This is a genomic window from Curtobacterium sp. VKM Ac-2889 (assembly GCF_015350855.1).
Classification (GTDB): Bacteria; Actinomycetota; Actinomycetes; order Actinomycetales; family Microbacteriaceae; genus Curtobacterium; species Curtobacterium poinsettiae.
On record NZ_JADKSC010000002.1, the window covers coordinates 331,074 to 350,355 of the forward strand.

Genomic DNA, 19,282 nt, shown 5'->3' on the forward strand with positions numbered 1-19,282 from the left:
ACTGGGCGCCGTCGGCTCCGCGCCGCGCGCAGCGGATGGGATCCCGTGTGCTCGCGCCCCGCTCAGTCCTCGGTCGCGGGCGCCTCCGGCTCGGCGAGCGCCGCAGGCCCTTCGGTGACGAGCAGGTGGAACTGCTCGGCGTCGATGATCCGAACCCCGAGCTGTTCGGCCTTCGTGAGCTTCGAACCGGCTCCCGGTCCGGCGGCCACGAAGTCGGTCTTCTTGCTCACGCTCGAGGCCGCCTTGCCGCCGGCGGTCATGATGGCCTCGAGCGCACCTTCGCGCGTGTAGCCCTCGAGTGAACCGGTCGCGACGACGGTGACGCCGCTCAGCACGCCGCCCTCGACCTCGGCGCTGCCGGGGCCGGGGTGGCCCGGGGTGGTGAACTGCACGCCGGCCGCGGTCCACCGGTCGATGATCTCGCGGTGCCAGTCGACCTCGAACCAGGCGAGCAGGGCGTCGGCGATGATGCCGCCCACCCCGTCGACGGCGGCGAGGTCCTCGCGCGAGGCCGACCGGATGGCGTCGAGGGAGCCGAAGTGGTTCGCCAGGGCACGGGCGGCGACGGGTCCGACGTGGCGGATGCTCAGGCCGACCAGGATCCGCCACAGCGGCTTCGTCTTCGCGGCGTCGATGTTCGCGAGCATCTCGAACGCGTTCTTCGACGGGTAGCGGCTCGGCTCACCGGTGTAGTCGGCACCGCGTGCTCCGGGGTCGAACGGCGGGTCGGTCTTCTTGCGCGCCCGGCTGAACGGCGTGACGCGCTTGGGTGTGCCGTCGTCGTCGACCTTCTCCATGCCGGTCTCGGCGTCGCGGACGATGACCTCGATCGGGACGATGTCCTGCATCGTCAGGTCGAACAGTCCGGCCTCGGTCACGAGCGGCGGGGTCTCCGGGCGGAGCGGCTGCGTCAGAGCCGCGGCCGCGACCTCGCCGAGCCCCTCGATGTCGAGCGACCCGCGCGAGGCGATGTGCTCGACCCGGCCGCGCACCTGCGCCGGGCAGCTCTTCGCGTTCGGGCAGCGCAGGTCGATGTCGCCTTCCTTCGCCGGGGCGAGCTCCGTGCCGCACTCGGGGCAGTGGGTCGGCATCACGAACTCGCGCTCGGAGCCGTCGCGGAGCTCGACCACCGGGCCCAGGACCTCGGGGATGACGTCGCCGGCCTTCCGCAGCACGACGGTGTCCCCGATCAGCACGCCCTTCGCCTTGACGACCTGCTGGTTGTGCAGTGTGGCCTGGCGGACGACGGACCCCGCGACCTCGGCCGGGGCCATCACGGCGAACGGGGTGGCACGGCCGGTCCGACCGACGCTGACCACGATGTCGGTGAGCGTCGTGTGGACTTCTTCCGGCGGGTACTTGTACGCGATCGCCCACCGCGGCGCACGCGAGGTCGACCCGAGTTCTTCGTGCAGGGCGAGGTCGTCGACCTTGACGACGACGCCGTCGATCTGGTGCTCGACCGACGATCGGCGTTCCCCCGTGGTGCGGACGAAGCCGTTGACCTCGTCGATGGTGTCGAACACCCGGTAGTGGCTGCTCGTCGGCAGTCCCCAGGTCTGCAGGAGCTCGTACACCTCGGACTGGCTGCGGACGTCGGTGCCCTGCTCGAGTTCACGGACGGGCCACGCGCCGATGCCGTGCACGAGCATCCGCAGACGCCGCAACCGGTCGACCATCAGTGCCCGCTTCGCCTCGGACTTGCCCTCTTCCTTCTGGCGGAGCGACCCGGCGGCGGCGTTGCGCGGGTTGGCGAACACCCGCTCCCCCGCTTCGCGCTGGTTGGCGTTCAGCTCGTCGAACTCGGCGACCGGGAAGAAGATCTCGCCCCGGACCTCGACCAGGGGCGGGTGACCGGTGCCGGACAGGCGGTCCGGGATCGTGCCCATCGTGCGGACGTTGCCGGTGACGTCCTCGCCGACCACGCCGTCGCCGCGGGTGGCCGCCGAGACGAGCCGACCGTGCTCGTACCGCAGGTTGATCGCCAGACCGTCGATCTTCAGCTCGGTCAGGAACCGCACCCGCTCGGCGCCGGCGTCCCGCTGCACCTTGACGCCCCACTCGGTCAGTTCGTCGGGGCTGAACACGTTGTCGAGCGAGAGCATGCGTTCGGCGTGCTCGACGGGGGCGAACTGCGTCGTCTGTGCCTGCCCGCCCACGGTCTGCGTCGGGCTGTCGGGCGTCACGAGTTCCGGGAACCGCCGCTCGATCGCGTCGAGGCGGTGCACCAGCGCGTCGTAGTCGGCGTCGGACAGGGGCGAGGCGTTGCCCTCGTAGTAGTCGTGCCGCAGCTCGTTGACGCGGGCGCGCAACCGGTCGACTTCTCGCGCGGCCTGGGCGGCGTCGAGCCCGTCGGGGGCGATGGTCTCGAACGTCGCGTCGGTCTCGCTCATGGCATCAGTTCTACCGTGCACCACCGACGCGGCGTGCAGCGGGCGTGTGCCCCGGGAGCGGCGGGGTCAGGCGTCGACGGGGACGGCGCTGACCGTGGTGTCGATCGTGCACTGGCCGAGCACCCGCGTGCCGACGTAGACCACGGCCGTCTGTCCGGGAGCGACCCCGTGCAGCGGCTCGTCGACGTCGATCACGAGCACGTCGTCCTGCACCCGGGCGGTCGCCGGCACCGGGTCGGCGTGCGCGCGGATCTGCACGTCGCAGGCGAACGGCGTGGCCGGGTCAGCCGGCGCCGTGCCCGCCCAGGTGAAGCGCGAGCCCGACATCGAGGTGACGGCGAGGGCTTCCTTCGGGCCGACGACGACGGTGTTGTCCTTCGGGCGGATCTCGAGCACGAACCGCGGCTTGCCGTCCGGCGCCGGACGACCGAGGGCCAGGCCGCGACGCTGTCCGACGGTGTAGCCGGTCGCGCCCTCGTGCGAGCCGACGACCGTGCCGTCCCGCTCGACGACCTCGCCGGGAGCCGTGCCGACGCGGTCCGCCAGCCAGCCGCGGGTGTCGCCGTCCGGGATGAAGCAGATGTCGTACGAGTCCGGCTTCTGGGCGACCGTCAGCCCGCGCTCGGCGGCCTCGGCCCGGACCTCGTCCTTCGACGGGGTCGCGCCGAGCGGGAACATGGCGTGCTGCAGCTGCTCGGCGGTCAGGACCCCGAGCACGTACGACTGGTCCTTCGCCCAGGCGGCCGACCGGTGCAGCTCGCGGGAGCCGTCCGGGCCGGTGACGATCGAGGCGTAGTGCCCGGTCGCGACGGCGTCGAAGCCCAGGGCCAGGGCCTTCTCGAGCAGCGCCGCGAACTTGATCCGCTCGTTGCAGCGCATGCAGGGGTTCGGGGTGCGGCCGGCCTGGTACTCGGCCACGAAGTCGTCGACGACGTCCTCCTTGAACCGGGCCGAGAAGTCCCACACGTAGTACGGGATCCCGAGGGCCGACGCGGCGCGCTGGGCGTCCATCGAGTCCTCGATGGTGCAGCACCCGCGGCTGCCGGTGCGCAGGGTGCCGGGCATCCGACTCAGGGCCAGGTGCACGCCCACCACGTCGTGGCCAGCGTCGACCGCCCGGGCTGCGGCCACCGCCGAGTCGACACCACCGCTCATCGCCGCAAGAACACGCATGCCCCCAGGGTAACCCGCCGACGAAGCGGTACCGCTGGCGTACGGTTGGTCGAGCGATGGCCACGACGGGGAACGACTCATTCGACTTCCGGTCCGTCCTGCTGTCCGGGTTCCTGCCCGCAGCGCTCTTCGCGATCGGCGAGGGCGCGATCATCCCGATCATCCCGATCGCCGCCGACTCGCTCGGTGCCAGCCTGGCGTTCGCGGGCTTCGTCGCCTCACTCATCCTGGTCGGCGAGCTCATCGGCGACGTGCCGTCCGGCATCGTCGTCGCCCGCATCGGTGAGCGGAACGCGATGATCGGCGCCGCACTCGTCTCGGTGGTCGGGCTCGTGGTCGCCACGACGGCCACGAACGCCTGGGTCCTGGCACTCGGGGTGTTCCTGGTCGGTGTCTCCACCGCGGTCTTCGCCCTCGCTCGGCACGCCTACATGACCACCGCGATCCCGCTGCGGATCCGCGCCAGGGCGTTGTCGAGCCTCGGCGGCGTCTTCCGCTTCGGCTACTTCGTCGGGCCGTTCATCGCCGCCGGTGTCATCCACCTGACCGGCACCACCAGCAGCGCCTTCTGGATCCACGTCGTCTGCTGCCTGGCGGCGGCGGTCGTGCTCCTGGTGCTGCGCGACCCGGCGACGGGCACACGCGGTCTGCGGTTGCCGCCACGGGCCTCCAGCCGGTCGACCGGCCACGGGGCGGACGCGAGCGGCCACGCGACCGAACCGCCCGCCGACACGGGCGCGCAGTTCGTCCAGCAGGAGGCGCAGGGGCTCTTCCGCACCATCCGCGCGAACGGGGCGGTCCTGCTGCGGCTCGGCAGCGGCGCCGGCCTGATCGGCGCGATGCGCGCCGGGCGGCAGGTGATCCTGCCGCTGTGGGCGGTGAGCGTCGGCCTCGACGACTCGACCGCGGCGCTGGTGATCGGCATCGCCGGAGCGGTCGACTTCGCGCTGTTCTACACGAGCGGGCAGATCATGGACCGCTGGGGGCGGCTCGCGAGCGCCCTGCCCTGCATGCTCGGCCTGAGCATCAGCTACTTCCTGCTCGCCTGGAGCGGCCACCTGGACGCCCGGGTCGGCTGGTTCGTCGCGATCGCGATGGGCATGTCGCTGGCGAACGGCGTCGGTTCCGGCATCCTCATGACGCTCGGCGCGGACCTCGCCCCGCGCGACGCCCCGGCACCGTTCCTGGGGGCGTGGCGGTTCACCGGCGACTTCGGGTCGGCGGCGGCACCGCTCCTCATCTCCGGCGTGACCGCCGTCGCCTCCATCGCGGTCGCGAGCGGGGTCATGGGCGTGCTCGGCCTGGTCGGCGCGGGCATCCTGCTCCGCTACGTGCCCCGGTACCTGCCGCGCCCGTTGCGCTGACGCACGGCGCGCACCGTGCGCGCTGTCGCTTCGTGGCGCACCGTGCGCGCTCCTCCGCTCCGTGCGCCGTTGACCGCACCGTGCGCATCCACAGCGCCGCACCCAGCCGCCAAGGTCGCACCGGGTGGCGGATCGCGCACAGTGCGTCCCACGGCCTGGAGGCCCGGTGCACGTCCGCCGCGCACCCCGTGCTCGGTAGACTGCCGCTGCTCGCGGGAGTGGTGGAATCGGTAGACACGCAGGATTTAGGTTCCTGTGCCCCAGGCGTGAGGGTTCGAGTCCCTCCTTCCGCACCGAGTCCCCCCTGCCACACGGTTGCGGTCATCCGCACGCCTCGAGCAGGTCATTCCTGCGAGGGATGGCCCGGCCACTCCCGGGCGGTACCCTCGTCCCGCGGGTGTCCTCCCCGTGACCCCCGCCTCCACGACCGGAAGAACCATGCACTCCGTCGCACTCGCCCTGATCCCGTGGCTCGATCCGCAGTACATCCTCGACCACTTCGGGGCCATCGCCGTGCTCGTGGTCTGCGCGATCGTGTTCGCCGAGACCGGTCTGCTCATCGGCTTCATCTTCCCGGGCGACAGCCTGCTGGTCATCACCGGTCTGTTCGCCTTCGACCGCGGCGGCGAGATCGGCGGCATCCCGATCTGGGTCGCAGCGCTGATGATCGGCGCTGCCGCGTTCCTCGGCGGCGAGCTCGGGTACTACATCGGCAAGAAGGCCGGGCCACCGATCTTCGAACGTAAGGACAGCGGGCTCTTCTCGAAGGCGAACGTCGAGCGCACCAACGCGTTCTTCCACCGCTTCGGCCCCCTCGCCGTGATCCTGGCGCGCTTCGTGCCGGTCGTCCGCACCTTTGCCCCGATCGCCGCGGGCGTCGGCCGGATGGACTACAAGAAGTACTCGCTCTACAACGCCATCGGCGCCGTGGTCTGGGGCGTCGGGGTGACGTTCCTCGGGTACTTCATCGGGCACATCCCCTTCGTGGCGCACATCGTCCGCGAGTACATCGACATCATCCTGCTGGCCGCCGTCGTCGTGACCGTCGTGCCGATGGCGCTGACGTACCTGCGCAACGCCCGCAAGGCGAAGCACGCGAACGAGGCCGAGGCCGCCGCGACCCCGACGGTCGACCCGACGCTCTAGTCGCAGCACCGACTGTCCGGCGCGTCCGCGCGTCGACGGACAACGAAGTCGCCCCGGGCCACGTGATCACGTGGTCCGGGGCGACTTCGGTCGTTCGGAACGGAACGGGCGCCGGCGCTCAGACGCCGAAGTGCTCCCGCACGACCGGCGCGATCCCGCGGAACGCCTTGCTGCGGTGCGACAGCGCGTTCTTCTCGTCGCGGGTGAGCTCCGCCGACGAACGATCCGCGTCGTCCGGCCGGAACACCGGGTCGTAGCCGTGGCCGCCGTCGCCGACGGGTTCGGTCAGGACCTCGCCGTTCCAGACGGCCTCGACCACGTGCTCCTGACCGTCGGGCGTCACGAACGCGGCCGCGCACACGAAGGCAGCGGTGCGCTCGACGACGCCGTCCAGGTTCTGCAGCAGCAGCGCGATGTTGTCGGCGTCCGACCGGGTGCCGGCGTACCGGGCCGAGTGGATGCCCGGTGCGCCGTCGAGTGCGTCGACGGCGATGCCGGAGTCGTCGGCGAGCGCCGGCAGCCCCGTGTGGGCGACCGCGGCACGGGCCTTGATCAGGGCGTTCGCCGCGTAGCTGTCGCCGTCCTCGACCGGCTCCGGACCGTCGTACCCGACGAGTTCGACGCCCTCGCCCAACGCCGACCCGAGGATCTCGCGCAGTTCGACGACCTTGCCCTGGTTGTGGGTGGCCAGCACCACCTCGCGGGACGTCACGCCAGGCCCAGGACCGAACGCTGGATCGCCGCGAGCGACTGGTTGCCGGCCAGGCCCAGGTCGAGCAGGACGTTCAGCTCGTCGCGGTCGAACGGCGCGTGCTCGGCGGTGCCCTGCACCTCGATGAACTTGCCCGACCCCGTCGTGACGATGTTCATGTCGGTGTCGGCGGCGGAGTCCTCGGTGTAGGCCAGGTCGAGCATCGGCTCGCCCTTGACGATGCCGACGGAGATCGCCTGCACACTGTCGGTGAGCGGGGTGGCCTTCTTGGCGATGAAGCCCTTGGCGCGCCCCCACTCGATCGCGTCGACCATCGCGACGTACGCGCCCGTGATCGACGCCGTGCGGGTGCCGCCGTCGGCCTGCAGCACGTCGCAGTCGATGACCAGGGTGTTCTCGCCCAGGGCCTTCGTGTCGACGACGGCCCGGAGCGACCGGCCGATCAGGCGGGAGATCTCGTGCGTGCGGCCGCCGACCTTGCCCTTGATGGACTCGCGCTGCATGCGCTCGTTCGTCGACCGCGGCAGCATCGAGTACTCGGCGGTGACCCAGCCGGTGCCCTTGCCGGCGAGCCAGCGGGGCACGCCGTTGGTGAACGACGCGGTGCAGAGCACCCTGGTGTCACCGAACGAGATGAGCGCGCTGCCCTCGGCCTGCGAGCTCCACCCCCGCTCGATCGTGACGGGACGGTGGTCGGTGGCGGTGCGGCCGTCGACGCGGAGTGTGTCGGTCATGGGGTCCTTTCGGTGCGGGGCAGCGTGATGGCCCCCGTCTGGAGGTGGCCGACGCTCGAGACCTCGGGTCCGAGGAAGCGCCGGGCGAGCCGGATGAAGCCGTTCTTGTCGTCGCCCGTCGCCTCGAACGAGTAGGTCGGGGCGGTGGTCGCGGTGCGCTCGAGCCCGTGCTCCACGAGTCGGCGGTAGACGTCGTTCGCGGTCTCCTCGGCGCTGGAGACGAGCGTGACCTCCGGACCCATGACGAACTGGATCGCGGCGGACATCAGCGGGTAGTGGGTGCAGCCGAGCACCAGGGTGTCGACGTCGGCGGCGCGGATCGGGTCGAGGTACCCGGCCGCGACCGCACGGAGCGACGGCGACGAGGTGTCACCCGCCTCGACGAACTCGACGAACCGCGGGCACGCGGCCGTGGTCAGCCTGACGTCGGCAGCGACCGCGAAGGCGTCCTCGTAGGCGCGCGACGCGATGGTGCCGACGGTGCCGATGACCCCGATGCGGCCCGTCCGGGTCTGCTTGACGGCGGCGCGGGCGGCCGGCTGGATGACCTCGACCACCGGGATGCCGTACGCCTGCTCGTAGCGTTCGCGGGCGTCCCGGAGCACGGCGGACGAGGCGGTGTTGCACGCGATCACCAGCGCCTTGACGCCCTGGTCGACCAGGTCGTCCATGACCTCGAGCGCGTAGCGGCGGACGTCCGCGATGGGCTTCGGACCGTAGGGCGAGTGCACGGTGTCCCCGACGTACCGGATGCTCTCGCGCGGGAGCTGGTCGATGATGGCGCGGGCCACCGTGAGCCCACCGACCCCGCTGTCGAAGACTCCGATCGGTGCATCCGTCACGGCACCAGCGTACCGACGCCCGCCGACGAGCACCGACGCGACCACGCGCGCCACGCTGGCCGGGCGCACGGGGTGATCCGGGCCTCCCCACCGGCACGTCACTAGTGTCGGAGACGTGACCAGCGCGCTCCTGACGGACCAGTACGAACTCACCATGGTCGACGCGGCCCTGAAGGACGGGACCGCCGACCGGCGATGCGTCTTCGAGGTGTTCGCCCGGCGGCTGCCGGACGGCCGCCGCTACGGTGTCGCGGCCGGCCTCGGACGCTTCCTCACCGCCCTCGGCGACTTCCGCTTCGGCGACGAGGAGATCGGGTTCCTGCGCGACCGCGGCGTCATCGACGCCGGCACCGCGGCGTGGCTCGCCGACTACCGGTTCACCGGCGACGTCCGGGCGTACCGCGAGGGCGAGGTGTACTTCCCGAACTCCCCCATCCTGCAGATCGAGGGCACCTTCGCCGAGGCAGTCGTGCTCGAGACCCTCGCGCTGAGCATCTACAACGCGGACTCCGCGATCGCCTCGGCCGCCGCCCGCATGGTCTCCGCCGCAGACGGCCGCCCGCTCGCCGAGATGGGTTCCCGCCGCACCGGCGAGTGGAACGCCGTCGCCGCCGCCCGTGCCGCGTACATCGCCGGGTTCGGCGCGACGAGCAACCTCGAAGCCGGGCGCACCTGGGGCATCCCGACGATGGGCACCGCCGCGCACGCCTTCACGCTGCTGCACGACTCCGAGGAGCAGGCCTTCCGCTCGCAGCTCGACGCGCTCGGCAACGCCACGACCCTGCTCGTCGACACCTACGACATCGAGGCAGCCGTGGAGACCGCCGTGCGGCTCACCGACGGCAAGCTCGGCGGTGTCCGGATCGACAGCGGTGACCTGCCGTCGGTCGTCGCCGCGGTGCGCGCACAGCTCGACCGGCTCGGCGCGACGAGCACGAAGATCACGGTGACGAACGACCTCGACGAGTACACGATCGCCGCACTCCGAGCCGCCCCGGTGGACTCGTACGGCGTCGGGACCTCGGTGGTCTCCGGCTCGGGGCACCCCGCCGCCGGCATGGTGTTCAAGCTCGTGGCACACCGGGACGCCGACGGTGGTGACTGGGTCCCCGTCGCCAAGAAGTCAGCCGACAAGGCGTCGATCGGCGGCCGGAAGGAGGCGGGCCGACGCCTCCGCAACGGCGTCGCCACCGCCGAGGTCGTGCTCACCGGAGCGCAGGTCGGTCCGGATGAGCGACCGCTCCTCGTCCCCGTCGTCACCGGCGGCGAGGTCGACCCGGCGTTCCTCGGCACGCAGGGCGTCGAGGCCGCACGCGCGCACCACAAGCGCGCGAAGGCGGAGCTGCCAGCCGACGCGTCGCGCATCGGACGTGGCGACCCCGCCATCCCGACCCTCGTGATCTGACGTCGCGGCGCGCGCCGCGCACGTCGTGTCGCGTCGCGTCGCGTGCCCGCTTGGTGAGCAGGAATGGTCGCCTGCCCGACGGCGACCCGACCGCTTCTGCTCACGATGCGCAGCCGGCGGACGCGGCAGACGGACAGGAGGCCCGTGGCGGCGTCGCCACGGGCCTCCTGTCCGCCTGTCGGTCGCGTCTACTCGGACTTCATCTTCTCGTAGATCGCCTTGCAGTCCGGGCAGACCGGGAACTTCTCCGGGTCGCGGCCCGGGATCCACTTCTTGCCGCACAGGGCCTTGACCGGCTTGCCGGACAGGGCCGACTGCAGGATCTTGTCCTTCTTGACGTAGTGCGAGAACCGCTCGTGGTCACCGGGTTCGATCGCTTCTTCTTCGAGGAGCTTCTCGAGCTCCCGGTCCATCACGTCGAGGCCGCCGCCTGGTTCCGTCATGCTCATGGCTCCAGGGTACGACGGTCCGCCCTCGGGCGCGCCGCCCGTCCCGCTCGTCGCGCTGTGCCGCTGGGCCGTTAGTCGCGCTGTGCCGCTGGTTGCGTCGTGCCGCTAGTTGCGCTGTGCCGCGGCGAGCAGGTCGGGGCCGCGTCGGTCGAACAGGCGTCCGCCGACGGAGACACCGATGACGAGCACGACGGCACCGACCCCGATGCCCACCAGGAGCGTCAGCACCGACCACGGCTCCGGACCCTGCACGACGGCGAGCACCGCGAGACAGGCGGCGGGGACCGTGCAGAGCACGATGCCGATCACCATGGAGGCCTGCGCCACCGTCGCCGTGACGCCGGCGGCCTGCGGCTGCTGGAACGGGTGATCGCCCGGGCGCACCGTCGGGTACGGCATCAGCACCGACAGGACGCTCGACAGCCCGAGGCCGGACAGCAGTGCACTCGCACTCACACCGATGAGCAGCGGGAACGCCGCCCAGTCGCCGAACAGCCGTGCGGAGAGCGCGGCGCCGGCGACGATCGCGGGCGCTCCCACGACCAGCACGGGCACGACGCGACCGAGCCGATCGCTCCACCCGGGCGCACCGGAGGCGACGTGCAGCCACACGGCCGTGTTGTCGTAGGAGACGTCGTTGTGCGGCAGGAACCCGGCGATGAGGGCCATCAGCGGCAGCGGCACGAGCGCGGTCCACTGCCACGGCACCCCGGCGACACCGAGCGGGATCACGACGATCGGCACGAGCAGGATGATCAGGTACGACGTGCGGTACCGCGGGTCGCGCACCCAGTAGGTGAGCGCCCGGGCGGCGACGGCGGACACCGGGGCCGACCCGAAGCGGTCGAACCAGCCGAGGCCCTGGTACCGGCGAGTGCGGGGTCGGTCGTCGACGGTCTCGAGGGCACGGCCGACGAGCGACCACCACGCCCACGCGAGGAGTGCGACGACGACGACCGCGATCAGGAGCTTCAGGAGGCCGGCACCGACGTGGCCGCTCGCGACCTCGGCCGGCACGGCCCAGGCGGCGCCCCAGGGGGTCCACCCGGCGACGTCCGCGACGCGCTGCATCTCGGCGCCCTGCGGGTCGAGCCACTCGACGCGCAGCAACAGCGCCACCGTCGGGATCGAGAGGACGACGATGACGAGGGCCACCAGCCACCCGGCGTCCCGGGAGCGGTCCGGGCCGATCAGCCGCGAACCGACGGTGCAGCACACCCGGATCAGCAACGCGCAGGTCGCGACGCCGAGCAGACCACCGACGACCGCGAGCAGTCCGAGCCCGGGGTCACGGGCCCAGGCGACGACCTGACCGGCCGCGACGACGACCACACCGATGACGGGGATGCCGACGAGTCCGGCGACCACGAGCCCGATCGCCAGGCGACGTCGCTCGATCCCGAACACGGCGAAGCGCCGCGGGTCGAGCTGGTCGCTCCGCCCGACGACGAGTGGCACGACCGTGAACCCGAAGGCGATCAGGGTGCCGACGGGCACGACCACGGCGCGTGCGACGTCCGGGTCGGCGTCGCCGAGCGCGATCGTCCGCGACGCGACGAACACGGCGGCGAGGAGACCGACGAGGCTGGCGAGCACGACGGCGACGGAACGGCGGGCGGTGCCGCGGACCTCGCCCGCGAGCAGGTCCGCCCTCAGCCGGAGAAGCTGTGCAACCATTCCATGCTCTCTGCGACGACACGACCGCCGGCGAGTTCGACGAACTTGTCCTCGAGGCTCTTGCGGCCGCGGACCTGGGCCATGGTGCCGGACGCCAGGACCTTGCCGCCGACGATGATGGCGACCGAGTCGCAGGTGCGCTGCACGAGCTCCATCGAGTGGCTCGACAGCACCACGGTGCCGCCGCCCCGGGTGTAGCGGCGCAGGATGTCCGTGATCGTCGCGGCGCTCACCGGGTCGACCGACTCGAACGGCTCGTCGAGCACGAGCACCCGCGGTGAGTGGATGAGGGTCGCGGCCAGGGCGATCTTCTTCGCCATGCCGACGGAGTAGTCGGCGACCTGGCGTCCGAGCGCCTCGCCCAGCCCGAAGGCCTCGGCGAGGTCGGCGCTGCGCTTCCGGGCGGTGGTGCCGTCGAGCCCGCGGAGCGTGGCCGAGTAGTACAGCAGCTGCGCACCGGTCAGCCGGTCGAACAGGCGGAGCCGGTCCGGCAGGACCCCGAGGCTCCGCTTCGCGGCCGTGGGGTCGGCCCACACGTCGTGGTCGAGCACGGTCACCGAGCCGGCGTCGGGGCGCAGCAGTCCGGTGATCATCGAGAGGGTCGTCGTCTTGCCGGCGCCGTTCGGGCCGACCACGCCGAAGATCGAGCCCTGCCGGATCTCGAGGTCCACCTCGTCGACGGCCAGGGTCTGTCCGTACCGCTTCACGAGGCCGCTCGCCGCGAGCACCACGGGCTGGAGCGTCTGGGGTTGCTTCGGCGCGGCGGTGCGGGGTGCACGCTTCTTCGCCGCGGGCGAAGCGGCGGTGGTCGCCTGGTCGGCGTCGCCCGTGGCGTCGTCGGCGGCCGTCGGCACGGGAGGCTCGGCATCGGTCCGCGGGGCGGCCTTCGTCGGGCGCTTGGTGCGTCCCTTGCCGCCGCGCGCCTTCGCGGGGCGCGGCGCCGCTGCCGGGGCGTCTGCCGGGCCCGAAGCCTCGTCGGAGCGGGCGTCCGTCACGCCGTCGGCGCGGGTGCCCGTCGTCTCGACGGTGCTGGCGTCCGTCGTCTCGTCGGTGCTGGCGTCCGTCGTCTCCCCGGTGCGGGTGACCGTCGTCTCGCCGGTCATCGCGTCATCAGTGGCGGTGTCGTCCGCATCCGTGTCCCCCGTGTCGTCGTCTGCTGCGTCCTCCTCAGCCGCGGCGGTGTCCGCGTCGTCGGCGTCCCCCGCCTCGGTCATCCAGGCAGCGTCGGCCGTGGCGTACACGTCCTCGTTCTCTGCTCGCGCTGGCATCGACCCACCGTACCAACGCTCTCCGACCGGCGGGGACCGAGTCGGCCAGGGTCACGAATTGAGTACGAAGCGCGCCGACCCGTACCCAGCGAGGGGGTGTTTCCGTATCATTCACCAGGGCACGAAGGAGTGTTCACCACTTGGAAACCTGCTCCAGCAGGCGATCCCGGCGGCCTCCTCGCAGCGACTTCCACGTCGACGCGGCCGGTTCTCGGGCAACTCGGACGTTGGAAGCGCAGACTCGACGAGGCCCGCCCGTACCCCAGGGTGCGCGGGCGGACACCAGAAGGGACCAGCATGACCACGCAGATCGTGATCCTCGCAGCGGGGATGGGCAGCCGGCTCGGCCGCAGCCTGCCGAAGCCGCTCACGGAGCTCAGTGACGGCCGCACCATCATGCAGCAGCAGTTCGACAACATCCGCGCCGCGTTCGGTTCGAGCGCCCGCGTGACGATCGTCGTCGGCTACAAGTCGGAGCACATCGTCGAGGCCTTCCCCGAAGCGAACTTCGTCTACAACGAGTCGTACGACTCCACGAACACCTCGAAGAGCCTGCTGCGCGCGCTCAAGGCCACCGGCAAGAGCGGTGTCCTCTGGATGAACGGCGACGTGGTCTTCGACCCGATGGCGCTCGTCCGTGCGGCCGACATGATCGACGAAGGCCGTTCCTTCGTCAGCGTCAACACCGACAAGGTCTCCGACGAAGAGGTCAAGTACACGGTCGACGCCGAGGGCTTCATCCACAAGCTGTCCAAGCAGGTCGTCGGGGGTCTCGGCGAAGCCGTCGGGATCAACTACGTCTCCGCGGCCGACAAGCAGGCCCTCATCCGTCAGCTCGGTCGCGTCGACGACCAGGAGTACTTCGAGGGCGGCATCGAAGCTGCCATCGCCGAGGACGGGCTACGCTGGACGCCGATCGACATCTCCGACCTGTACGCGGTCGAGATCGACTTCGCCGAGGACCTCGAGCGCGCGAACAACCTGTTCGCCTGAACCACCCGTCAGGACCCCTCGGCGGTTCCGCCCGAAGGGAAACCGTGACCACAGCGAGTGCGCCGACCGCGCCCGCGGCTGCCGCACCTGCGAGCGCCCGGAGCGCCGGTCGGCGCTATCGTCAGGCCCTCTGGCTGCTGACCGTCCGCGACCTCCGCGTCCGCTACTCGACGTCGGCGCTCGGCTACGTGTGGTCGATCCTCGACCCGCTCGTGATGTCGGGGATCTACTGGTTCGTCTTCACGCAGGTCTTCCACCGCGGTTCCGTCGGTGAAGATCCGTACATCGTGTTCCTGCTGTCCGCGCTGCTGCCGTGGATGTGGTTCACCGGCGGGGTCTCGGACTCCACCCGGGCGTTCATCAAGGAATCGAAGCTCATCCGCTCCACCACCATCCCCCGCACGATCTGGGTGGCACGGATCGACGCGTCGAAGGGCATCGAGTTCCTGCTGAGCCTGCCGGTCCTGGCGGCCTTCGCGATCGCGACGGGTGCGCACCTGCACTGGCAGGTCGTGTTCTTCCCGTTGGCGATCGTGCTGCAGTGCGCGCTGGTCTACGGCCTGGGGCTCATCGTCGCTCCGCTCGTGGTTTTCTTCCGCGACCTCGAGCGGGCCACCAAGCTCGTCCTGCGGTTCCTGTTCTACGCGTCCCCGATCATCTACGGCACCCACGCGCTGCCCTCTGCACTGCGCGACATCGCCGCGGTCAACCCGCTCACCGGCATCTTCGGCATGTACCGTGCGGCGTTCTTCCCGGGTCAGCTCGACTGGCTCGAGGTCTGCGCGTCGGTGGTCGTGACCGGCATCGTGCTCGTGATCGGGTTCGCGGTGTTCCGCCGCAGCGAGCACCGCGTGCTGAAGGAGCTGTGATGACCGCGACCGACCAGACCCGGCGCACCGAGACCGTCGCACCGGTCATCTCCGTCCGCGACGCCGGCATCTGCTTCAAACGCAACCGTCGGGCGAGCCGGAACTTCAAGGACCTGTTCGCCGGGCGTGGACGCCGCAAGCGCGCCGACGAGTTCTGGGCCCTGCGCAACGTGTCGTTCGACGTCCGCCCGGGCGAGGCGATCGGGGTCGTGGGACGGAACGGCCAGGGCAAGTCGACCCTGCTGAAGCTGGTGGCCCAGGTCATGTTGCCCGACGAGGGCCGCGTCGACGTGGGCGCCGGCGTCGCGCCGCTCATCGAGATCACCGGTGGGTTCGTCGGCGACCTCACGGTCCGGGACAACGTGTACCTGACCGCCGGTCTGCACGGCATGTCACGGGCCGAGATCCGCGACGCCTTCGACGAGATCATCGAGTTCGCCGAGATCGCCGACTTCGTCGACACCCCGTACAAGCACCTGTCGAGCGGCATGAAGGTCCGCATCGCGTTCGCCGTGATCTCCCGGCTCGACGAACCGGTCATCCTGGTCGACGAGGTCCTGGCCGTGGGCGACAAGGCCTTCCGCGAGAAGTGCTACAAGCGCATCGAGGAGCTCCTGGCCGGCGGTCGGACGCTGTTCTTCGTCTCCCACAGCGACAAGGACCTCCGTCGTTTCTGTGATCGCGGGCTCTACCTCGACAAGGGTCGTCTGCAGCTCGACGGCACCATCGAGGCCGCGCTCGCCCGGTACGCGGCGGACTACGGCTCCTGACCGGCCGGGGTACTCCCCCGCACGAACGCGCGCACCGGTGGCTCCCTCCACAGCCCCCGGTCCTCGTGGCCGCAACCGGGGTCCCGCCGTCGGACCCTCCCCCTAGCGTTCCACCCATGCACCACCCACCAACCGCGTACGCCGTCCCGTTCGCCGTCGACCGATCGCACGCACCGCGCCGGTACGACCTCGTCAACACCGGCTCCGAGCCGGTCGACGGACTCTCCCTCACCCATCTGGGCAACGGCTACTGCCCCCCGCTCGCGGTGCGTCGTCTCGACCCGGGCCGTTCGCTGTCCCTGGCGGTCTTCGGCGCCGACCCCGAGGACACCGGGGTCGTCATCGTGCGGTGGCGCCGACCCGACCGCTCCGAGTACCTCTGGCGGATGTCACTCGTCGGGCCGGGCCTCCAGCCGTGACGCGGCCCGAGCACCCGGCACCGGACGTCCGGGGTGACGACGGAGCGTCAGCGCCCGTCGCGTTCGGCGGCGACGGTCCGCCACCGTTCCAGCAGCCACTCCACGGCGGCGTGGAACCGCTCCGTGGCGGCGCCCGGCGTCGTGTCGCCGAAGTACCGGGCGACCCAGTGCTGCAGACGTGCGAGTTCCTCGGCGTCGCTCGCAGCGGCGTCGACGCGGGCGAGCACCGATGTGGCGTCGGCCACGGTCAACCAGTTCGCGTCGCTCAGGTACCCACGCTCGTCGACGTCGGCCTCGGGCGAGACCGGACGCGTGACGATGAGCGGCTTGCCCACCGCGAGCCGGTCGTAGATCATCGCGCTGATGTCGGTGATCGCCACGTCGGCGTCCGCCAGCTGCCAGCCCAGGTCACCACCGTCGTCGTACAGGTGGTGCGCCGCAGGGTCGGCGGTGTTCGCGGCGCTGATCGCCGCGACGATCCGTTCGTGCGCCGCGCGGTACGCCGGGTCGAGCACGCCGCTGCGCGGGTGCGGGCGGTACACCAGACGGTGTCGGGGCGACGCGAGCACCTGGTCCGCGATGACCGTGCCGTGCGACGCGATCGACCCGTACGCCGCGGCGCCGCGGTCGCCCTCCCACGTCGGGGCGTAGAGCACGACGGTCCGGTCGTCGTCCGGGTACGGAGCCGCTCCGGCGAAGTGGTCGGCCTGCGGGCGTCCGATCGCGATCGTCCGGGCGTCCAGGTCGTAGTCCCACAGTGCCTCGGCCAGTCGGTCACGCGCGGCATCGCCCGCGACCAGGGCGTAGTCGTACGCCTTGAACTGGTTCGTGGTCATGTACATCTTGTCGCTCTCGCCGTGGTTGACGAAGACGTGCCACATCCGCCCGTACCGCATCATCTGGAAGTTGCGGGCGTTCTGGTTGACGTACAGCACCACCTTCGGCGCCTGGGTGTCGACGAAGTGCTCGAGGTCGACCACCTGCCGGGCGTAGACCGCGGGCACGGGCGACTCGTCGAGCAGCGTCAGCATGGTCCCCGGGCTCCGCGAGATGATCGCCACCGGGTGCGTCTTCGCGAGCTCGGCCAGCGGTGCGTACCACTGACGCACCTGGTACATGTTGACCGGGCCGTCGGCGAAGTACACGGCGATCTCGATCGAACCGGGCTTCGGCTGCCGCGCGGACGGCAGTCGCTGTGCGAGCTGACGACGGCTCCGGCGTGACGTCAGGAGTCGCTCGGCGAGCCGCAGTGCGGTCCGTAGGTCGCTGATGATCGACATGGTGCTTCTTCCGGGTCTGCTCTGGCGGGACGGGGCTGACGGGTCAGACGACCGGTGGCCGCCCTGCGATGGTCATCCGTGCGACTGTGAGCCAGCCCATCGGCCGGGCCGGTCCGCAGTCGGTCGTCCAGCCTTCACGGATCGCTCCGAACCAGGTGGCCAGCCGGCGGGGATGACGCCACCAACGTGCGATCTGGATCACGGCCCACGACCCCACGTACAGCGGCCGCAGCACCGCCGGCAGGTTCCGGCGAGCGAGCCACACCCGGTTGCGGGCGTTCAACCGGTAGTACTCGGCGTGCCGTGCCGGGTCGATAGCGGGGTGGTGCGCGACGAGGTCCCCGGCGTACCAGGTCCGTCGCCCGGCGTCCCAGACGCGCCAGGCGAGCTCGATGCCCTCGTGGGCGTAGAAGTACTCGGCGCCCCAGCCACCGACGACCCGGTACACGTCCATCGGCAGCACGACGGCGCCTTCCCAGACCGAGAAGACCGGCGACGAGTGGTCCGGTTCGCCCTTGCGGATGCGCGGCACCCACCGGCGCGGGTTCGCGGCGCCCGTGGGGTCGACGACCCGTGGTTGCACGAGGCCCAGCGACGGGTCGTGCTCGAACAGCGCGATCGCGTCACGCAGGAACGTCGGCGACGGCACGGATGCGTCGTCGTCGAGGAAGAACACGTAGTCGCCGTCGACCGCCTCGGCCCCGGCGTTCCGCCCCGCCGGGATCCCGACGTTCTCGGGCAGGGCCAGCGCGCGCACGCCGTCCGGCAGCCCGGTCGGCGCCCAGCCGTTGCCGACGCAGACGACGTCGAGCTCGACACCCTGCTGCGCGAGCACACTGTCCAGACCGCGGCGCAGGTCGTCCGGCCGGGTGCCCTGCGACAGGCTCACGACGGCGACGCGCGGTCGTTCGCGGTGCACCACCGCGTGGCGACGGCCGGTGCCGGGGACGGTCGTGCCCTCGGTCACGCCTTGACCCGCTTCGACGCGATGATCGCCAGGAAGTGCCCGGCCGTCGCGAGCACGGCCAGCGGCAGCAGTGCACCGACCAGGATCCGGCTGGCCAGCGGGTCGCCGATCACCAGGGCGACCAGGGCGAAGACGAAGGCGAGCATGCTCAGCTCGACCGAGTGGTACAGACGGTGGAACGGCAGGAACTTCGCCAGTCGGCGGAGCGAGGCGAGCTTGCGGCCGGACGGCGCGGTGGAGGCGTCCCGCCGGTCGACCAGCTTGTCGAGCCCGGCGTTCGCGCGGGCCACGTGCACCATGTCGTTGAGGGCCTTGTTCAGCACGATGACCAGGCCGAGTGCGCAGCCGATCGTGGTCCACATCCAGTCCGCGTCGTGGATCGGCCACGTGGCGGCCCGGATGCCGAGCGCGACCGGGATCAACCCCTCGGTCGTGTAGTGCCCGACCTTGTCCAGGAACACACCGGCGGGCGACTTGGTGCCACGCCACCGTGCGACCTCACCGTCGGAGCAGTCGACGAGCATCTGCAGCTGGCCGAGCACCAGCGCCAGTGCCGCGCCCCAGATGCCCGGGATCAGCAGGGCGGCAGCGACGCTCCACCCGACCAGGATCATCAGGCCGGTGACCTGGTTCGCACTGACACGGGTCTTCAGGAGCACCCAGGTCAGGTACGGCGAGACGTCGCGCAGGTACAGCGATGCGGTCCAGTGCTCGGCGTTGGCGCGCGCACGGACCTCGTCTGGCTGGGCGACGGCGCGGAGTTCGGCGATCGAGGTCGGCCGTGCGGATCCGCGGCCGGTCGTGGGCTGGTCGGTCATTCG

The 19,282-nt window shown here is 71.3% G+C and carries 17 protein-coding genes, 1 tRNA gene and 1 pseudogene; 8 read left to right on the forward strand and 11 right to left on the reverse strand.

Features of this window, described 5'->3' with window-relative positions:
- Positions 1 to 62: 62 nt before the first annotated feature.
- Complete coding sequence (ligA, locus tag ITJ50_RS07385; protein WP_194590228.1) at positions 63 to 2,393, reverse strand: NAD-dependent DNA ligase LigA; 2,331 nt, start codon at positions 2,391 to 2,393, stop codon at positions 63 to 65.
- 66 nt (positions 2,394 to 2,459) lie between these two features.
- Positions 2,460 to 3,566 (reverse strand): tRNA 2-thiouridine(34) synthase MnmA, encoded by a 1,107-nt coding sequence (gene mnmA / locus ITJ50_RS07390; protein ID WP_031259645.1) that lies wholly within the window; start codon positions 3,564 to 3,566, stop codon positions 2,460 to 2,462.
- Positions 3,567 to 3,622: 56 nt separating this feature from the next.
- Here mnmA and ITJ50_RS07395 point away from each other — a divergent pair, with 56 nt between their 5' ends.
- The 3 genes from ITJ50_RS07395 (at position 3,623) to ITJ50_RS07405 (ending at position 6,076) form a co-directional block, all read left to right on the forward strand.
- A complete protein-coding gene (locus ITJ50_RS07395; RefSeq protein WP_042539205.1) occupies positions 3,623 to 4,930 on the forward strand; it encodes an MFS transporter in 1,308 nt (435 codons plus the stop codon).
- 212 nt (positions 4,931 to 5,142) lie between these two features.
- Positions 5,143 to 5,223 (forward strand) — tRNA-Leu (locus tag ITJ50_RS07400).
- A gap of 145 nt (positions 5,224 to 5,368) precedes the next feature.
- Positions 5,369 to 6,076 (forward strand): DedA family protein, encoded by a 708-nt coding sequence (locus ITJ50_RS07405; protein WP_017887011.1) that lies wholly within the window; start codon positions 5,369 to 5,371, stop codon positions 6,074 to 6,076.
- A 118-nt stretch (positions 6,077 to 6,194) separates the two neighbouring features.
- On the opposite strand, the gene rdgB is transcribed toward ITJ50_RS07405, so the two are convergent.
- From rdgB to murI, 3 genes are read right to left on the reverse strand one after another with little or no spacing between them, the layout of a single operon-like run.
- Entirely contained in the window at positions 6,195 to 6,788 is a 594-nt protein-coding gene (rdgB, locus tag ITJ50_RS07410) for an RdgB/HAM1 family non-canonical purine NTP pyrophosphatase (RefSeq protein ID WP_042539203.1), read from the reverse strand.
- A complete protein-coding gene (gene rph / locus ITJ50_RS07415) occupies positions 6,785 to 7,522 on the reverse strand; it encodes a ribonuclease PH (RefSeq protein WP_194590229.1) in 738 nt (245 codons plus the stop codon). The genes rdgB and rph overlap by 4 nt, the downstream gene beginning before the upstream one ends.
- Positions 7,519 to 8,364, reverse strand: a complete 846-nt coding sequence (gene murI / locus ITJ50_RS07420; protein WP_042539226.1) for a glutamate racemase — start codon at positions 8,362 to 8,364, stop codon at positions 7,519 to 7,521. Before murI ends, rph begins: the two co-directional genes overlap by 4 nt.
- Positions 8,365 to 8,476: 112 nt before the next feature.
- Here murI and ITJ50_RS07425 point away from each other — a divergent pair.
- Positions 8,477 to 9,769, forward strand: a pseudogene (locus ITJ50_RS07425) (nicotinate phosphoribosyltransferase); the annotation flags it as partial.
- Positions 9,770 to 9,957: 188 nt separating this feature from the next.
- Here the strand turns inward: ITJ50_RS07425 and ITJ50_RS07430 are convergent.
- The 3 genes from ITJ50_RS07430 to ITJ50_RS07440 all read right to left on the reverse strand — a co-directional run bounded on the left by ITJ50_RS07430 (position 9,958) and on the right by ITJ50_RS07440 (position 13,163).
- Positions 9,958 to 10,218 carry a DUF3039 domain-containing protein gene (locus ITJ50_RS07430; RefSeq protein ID WP_017887016.1) on the reverse strand — a complete coding sequence of 87 codons (261 nt, stop codon included), beginning with the start codon at positions 10,216 to 10,218 and terminating at the stop codon, positions 9,958 to 9,960.
- A gap of 105 nt (positions 10,219 to 10,323) precedes the next feature.
- Positions 10,324 to 11,895, reverse strand: coding sequence for an ABC transporter permease (locus ITJ50_RS07435; RefSeq protein WP_140448456.1), 1,572 nt, complete (start codon positions 11,893 to 11,895; stop codon positions 10,324 to 10,326).
- Positions 11,871 to 13,163 (reverse strand): ABC transporter ATP-binding protein, encoded by a 1,293-nt coding sequence (locus ITJ50_RS07440; RefSeq protein WP_228499418.1) that lies wholly within the window; start codon positions 13,161 to 13,163, stop codon positions 11,871 to 11,873. The genes ITJ50_RS07435 and ITJ50_RS07440 overlap by 25 nt, the downstream gene beginning before the upstream one ends.
- Before the next feature lie 297 nt (positions 13,164 to 13,460).
- Here ITJ50_RS07440 and ITJ50_RS07445 point away from each other — a divergent pair, with 297 nt between their 5' ends.
- The 4 genes from ITJ50_RS07445 (at position 13,461) to ITJ50_RS07460 (ending at position 16,214) form a co-directional block, all read left to right on the forward strand.
- Complete coding sequence (locus tag ITJ50_RS07445) at positions 13,461 to 14,156, forward strand: NTP transferase domain-containing protein (RefSeq protein WP_017887019.1); 696 nt, start codon at positions 13,461 to 13,463, stop codon at positions 14,154 to 14,156.
- Between the two features lie 44 nt (positions 14,157 to 14,200).
- Positions 14,201 to 15,025, forward strand: coding sequence for an ABC transporter permease (locus ITJ50_RS07450; protein ID WP_017887020.1), 825 nt, complete (start codon positions 14,201 to 14,203; stop codon positions 15,023 to 15,025).
- Positions 15,025 to 15,795 carry an ABC transporter ATP-binding protein gene (locus tag ITJ50_RS07455; protein WP_042539197.1) on the forward strand — a complete coding sequence of 257 codons (771 nt, stop codon included), beginning with the start codon at positions 15,025 to 15,027 and terminating at the stop codon, positions 15,793 to 15,795. The genes ITJ50_RS07450 and ITJ50_RS07455 overlap by 1 nt, the downstream gene beginning before the upstream one ends.
- A 116-nt stretch (positions 15,796 to 15,911) precedes the next feature.
- Positions 15,912 to 16,214 carry a hypothetical protein gene (locus ITJ50_RS07460; protein WP_017887022.1) on the forward strand — a complete coding sequence of 101 codons (303 nt, stop codon included), beginning with the start codon at positions 15,912 to 15,914 and terminating at the stop codon, positions 16,212 to 16,214.
- 47 nt (positions 16,215 to 16,261) lie between these two features.
- On the opposite strand, the gene ITJ50_RS07465 is transcribed toward ITJ50_RS07460, so the two are convergent.
- The 3 genes from ITJ50_RS07465 to ITJ50_RS07475 are packed head-to-tail and all read right to left on the reverse strand — an operon-like array spanning position 16,262 to position 19,279.
- A complete protein-coding gene (locus ITJ50_RS07465) occupies positions 16,262 to 17,494 on the reverse strand; it encodes a CDP-glycerol glycerophosphotransferase family protein (protein WP_140448455.1) in 1,233 nt (410 codons plus the stop codon).
- A 43-nt stretch (positions 17,495 to 17,537) separates the two neighbouring features.
- Positions 17,538 to 18,461, reverse strand: a complete 924-nt coding sequence (locus tag ITJ50_RS07470; protein ID WP_374101240.1) for a glycosyltransferase family 2 protein — start codon at positions 18,459 to 18,461, stop codon at positions 17,538 to 17,540.
- Positions 18,458 to 19,279, reverse strand: a complete 822-nt coding sequence (locus tag ITJ50_RS07475) for a CDP-alcohol phosphatidyltransferase family protein (protein ID WP_071251162.1) — start codon at positions 19,277 to 19,279, stop codon at positions 18,458 to 18,460. Before ITJ50_RS07475 ends, ITJ50_RS07470 begins: the two co-directional genes overlap by 4 nt.
- Positions 19,280 to 19,282: the final 3 nt, after the last annotated feature.